4 protein-coding genes are annotated in these 3,411 nt (G+C 67.6%); all 4 read right to left on the bottom strand.

Annotation, left to right across the window (positions count from 1 at the left end; genetic code table 11):
* Positions 1 to 216 precede the first annotated feature (216 nt).
* The 4 genes from A2X88_09630 to A2X88_09615 are packed head-to-tail and all read right to left on the bottom strand — an operon-like array spanning position 217 to position 3,318.
* Positions 217 to 1,173: a hypothetical protein gene (locus A2X88_09630; protein OGP33098.1), complete on the bottom strand. Its 957-nt coding sequence runs from the start codon at positions 1,171 to 1,173 to the stop codon at positions 217 to 219.
* 45 nt (positions 1,174 to 1,218) lie between these two features.
* Positions 1,219 to 2,190: a hypothetical protein gene (locus A2X88_09625; GenBank protein OGP33097.1), complete on the bottom strand. Its 972-nt coding sequence runs from the start codon at positions 2,188 to 2,190 to the stop codon at positions 1,219 to 1,221.
* A 54-nt stretch (positions 2,191 to 2,244) separates the two neighbouring features.
* Complete coding sequence (locus A2X88_09620) at positions 2,245 to 2,835, bottom strand: gliding-motility protein MglA (protein ID OGP33096.1); 591 nt, start codon at positions 2,833 to 2,835, stop codon at positions 2,245 to 2,247.
* A gap of 3 nt (positions 2,836 to 2,838) precedes the next feature.
* Entirely contained in the window at positions 2,839 to 3,318 is a 480-nt protein-coding gene (locus A2X88_09615) for a dynein regulation protein LC7 (protein ID OGP33095.1), read from the bottom strand.
* Positions 3,319 to 3,411 lie beyond the last annotated feature (93 nt).

Here is a 3,411-nt window from a genome sequence, read left to right as displayed (position 1 = left end):
GGGGGTCGACGAGGCGGCCTGTGGAGCGAGGTGCCCCGTCCGGCGAGCGGAACGGCAGCGAGCGGGCGAAGATCGCGAGCGTAGCCGAGGCGATCTCTCCCGCGAGCAAGGGTCCCCGGTCAACAGCGCATTTGTTCCAGGAGGCGGCGAAGCCCGTACCGGGCCCCCTCTCGATGGGGCGCGGCTCGTCCCCGGAATGGCCCGGGGGCTCGGGGGTTACGCGGGGATCGCCGATTCGGAGATCAGGGAGGCGGTCTTCTCCCGCCGCTCTGCGTCGCGAAGCGCGACGATCCCGGCCATCCGCTCCCTCCACTCCTCCATCCGGAAGGAGGCGCGGCCGGCCGTGTAGGCATCGATCAGCCCCCGGTAGAAGCGGACCATCTCCCCCACCAGGTCGACCGAGTATTCCCGCCCCTGGATCTTGATCGTGTCCACCCCCAGGTCGAGCAGCGCCGGGATATCCTCGACCAGGAAATAGGCCTGGTTCGGAAGGACGATCCCGCTCTCCTCCGTCTCTCCCCCCGCGCCGGCCTGGTCCCACTCGGTGAGGCAGACCCGGTAGCAGAGGCCGCCGCGGTTGGGGCTTCCCAGGAAGTGGTTCTTGCCCGCGTCGTCGACCCGCCACTCCTGGCGGGTGTAGGAGCTCATCGTGCACCGGCCGAGGTAGGTGTAGCAGGTCGTGGCGTGGACCAGGACCTCCACTCCGACCCCCACCTCCTCCCGGATCCGCTTCATCTCTTCCCGGTCGACCCGGCACTCGGTCACGACCTGGGTCGCCCCGGCCTCCTTGTAGAAGCGGGCGTCCTCGGCGTTCACGATGGTGCACCCCACGCTCGCGTGGATCAGGACCTCCGGGAAGCGCTCCCGGATCGCCCGCATCGCGCCCACGTCGGTGAGGATGAAGTCGCGCACCCCCCCCCGAACGAGGGTTTCCGCCTTCCCGAGCAGCAGGGGGATCTCGCGCGAAGCCGGGAGGGTGTTGAAGGCGACCCGCAGGATCTTCCCGACCGACCGGGCGTACCGGGAGGCCTCCAGCAGCTGGGCGTCGTCCATCTCGTACTGCGCCCGCCGCCGGCTCCACCCCAGCGCGCCCACGTACACCGCGTCCGCCCCGTTGTCCAGGACCGCCCGGACCATGTCGAGCGTTCCGCCGGATGCCAGAAGCTCCGCCATATCCGCATGTCCTCCTCGAAGATGCCGGTCCGACTGAATGTAGTATTATACCCGGGAGTTGCCGTCCTGTAAAACGGTCCCGACATAGATCCGCCCGCTTTTTCCGAACCAGTATCCGTTGCAGAAGCCGTAGCGGGTATTTCGCCGGAGGACCTTCGCCCACTCCGGCCGCACCGTGAAGGGCTCCCCCCCTCCGGCCTCGCCGATCGCCTCCCGGTAGACCGACCCGACCTCCGACCGCCAGGCCGCGGTCTCGTAGAGCCCCTCGACCTTGAACACCCGGAACCCTTCCGACAGGAGGAGGGGAAGATGCTCGAGCATGCACATGTCCTTCCCGCTCAGCACCCCCTTCCCGACGTTTTTCAGCACCCACGCCCCCTCCCGGGAGGGATCCTGCTTCCCGGCCGGCCTTCGCGCGGTCAGCCAGTGCTCCTCCCGGCAGGCGGAGGGGCATTTCGGATCCTCCTCCTCCGGGGAGTCTAGCAGGAAGCACCGCTCGGTCACCCCGAGGGGGATCTTCCCGTGGAGCAGGATCTCCACCTCGACCCCTCCCTCCGAGGCGAGGATCTTCGACTCCTCCAGGCTCACCTCCGCGTTGGGGCGGACCCGGACCGCCCCGTACTCCCGCATCACCGCGGCGGAGAGGTGGGTGTAGACGTTCGCAAAGGCCCCCATGTGGGCGGGAAGCGGATTCCCCCGCTCCCGGAGCATCCGGAGCACCCCCATGTTGTGGACCTCGAGCGCGTCGGCCCCGGCGGAGGCGGCCGCCTCGATCAGTTCCGAAACCCGGGGCAGGTCATGGCCCCGGGGAGCCGCCGGGGTGGCCACGTAGGCCTTCTTCCCGGCGGCGTGCAGGGAGCGCACCGCCTCCCGGAGCGGGTCCGCCGCCCCGGCATAGTTCCCCTCGACACGGCGGCAATACGGGTTCCCGAGGCAGACCGCGTCGAAGGAGGAGAGATCGGTCCCCTCCATCTCGCGCGGGGAGGCGATCGTCACGATGAGTTCGGTTTCCGCCAAAGGGAACTCCGTGCCGGATGGATCGATTCACGGGTGAGCGACCCGGGAAGCGGCCTACCGGCCGCCCTTCTTGAGATCGATCAGGACGCGCTTGATGACCGCCTTGAGCGTCTCGAAGACGCCCACCCCTGTCGTCGCCACCGCCTCGAACTCCGGCACGTTCCGGTAATTCAGGAGCGCGTGGAGCTCGGCGACGGAGGCGACCCCGTTCAGGTCGCGCTTGTTGTACTGCAGGACCAGGGGAATCCGGTCCGGGTCGTACCCCTGCTCCTGCAGGTTGGTCCGCAGGTTCTCGAGCGACTCGAGGTTCGCGTCCATCCGGGTCAGCTGGGAGTCGGCGCAGAAGACCACCCCGTCCACCCCCCGGAGGATCAGGCGGCGGCTCGCGTCGTAGAAGACCTGCCCCGGAACGGTGTAGAGGTGGAACCGGGTCTTGAACCCCCGGATCTCCCCCATCGACAGCGGGAGGAAGTCGAAGAACAGCGTCCTCTCGGTCTCCGTGGCCAGCGAGATCATCTTCCCCCGGGCGTCCGGGTTCATCCGCTTGTAGATGTACCGGAGGTTCGTCGTCTTCCCGCAGAGGCCGGGACCGTAGTACACGATCTTGCAGTTGATCTCGCGGGAGGAGTAGTTGATGAAGGACATGGGTTATTTGAACAGGCTCTCGATGTCTTCCTCGGTCAGCTCCTCGATCACCCCTTCCTCCTCATGTTCCGCCGCCCGCTCCTCCATGGCCCGGAGGACCTTCCCCATCTCCTCCCCCGCCCTTCTCACACGGAGCCGGACCAGCCCCACGGAGGAGCGCCTGTCGAAGATCACCACCAGGATGAGGCGGTTTTCGATCACGGACAGGTGCATGTTGTCCCGCTCCCCCTCGTGGAAGAGGATCGAGAACTCCTTCTCCCCGATCAGCGAGGCGAGTCCCCCGGTGGCGGCGATGTTCCCCGCGGCGAGCGAGGCGATCGAGGTGGTGTCGAAGGATTCGGTCTCCCCGGCGGAGGCGAGGAGGGACCCGTTCTTGTCGATCAGAAAAACCACCTTGGCGTAGGAGTCCGCGAGGAGCTTCTTCAGGATCTCCTGGAAGCCGCGGTGCTCCCGTTCGTGGAGTATGAAGTGCCCCTCCGCCATAGGCGAAACGATACCACAGGCCGCCGGCAAGGGAAAGAACACAACGGGGGCCCCCTCGACGGGGATCTTGCCGGCTCCGCGCCGTCCCGCCAG

Source organism: Deltaproteobacteria bacterium GWC2_65_14, from assembly GCA_001797615.1.
In the GTDB taxonomy this organism is placed as follows: domain Bacteria; phylum Desulfobacterota; class Deferrimicrobia; order Deferrimicrobiales; family Deferrimicrobiaceae; genus GWC2-65-14.
The sequence above is the reverse complement of the archived record's forward strand: the minus strand, read 5'-3'. Positions and strand labels throughout refer to the sequence as shown.

Coding starts and splice junctions, on each gene's coding strand:
- A2X88_09630 (OGP33098.1), bottom strand. CDS start 1,173: ATGGCGGAGCTTCTGGCATCCGGCGGAACGCTCGACATGGTCCGGGCG.
- A2X88_09620 (OGP33096.1), bottom strand. CDS start 2,835: ATGTCCTTCATCAACTACTCCTCCCGCGAGATCAACTGCAAGATCGTG.
- A2X88_09615 (OGP33095.1), bottom strand. CDS start 3,318: ATGGCGGAGGGGCACTTCATACTCCACGAACGGGAGCACCGCGGCTTC.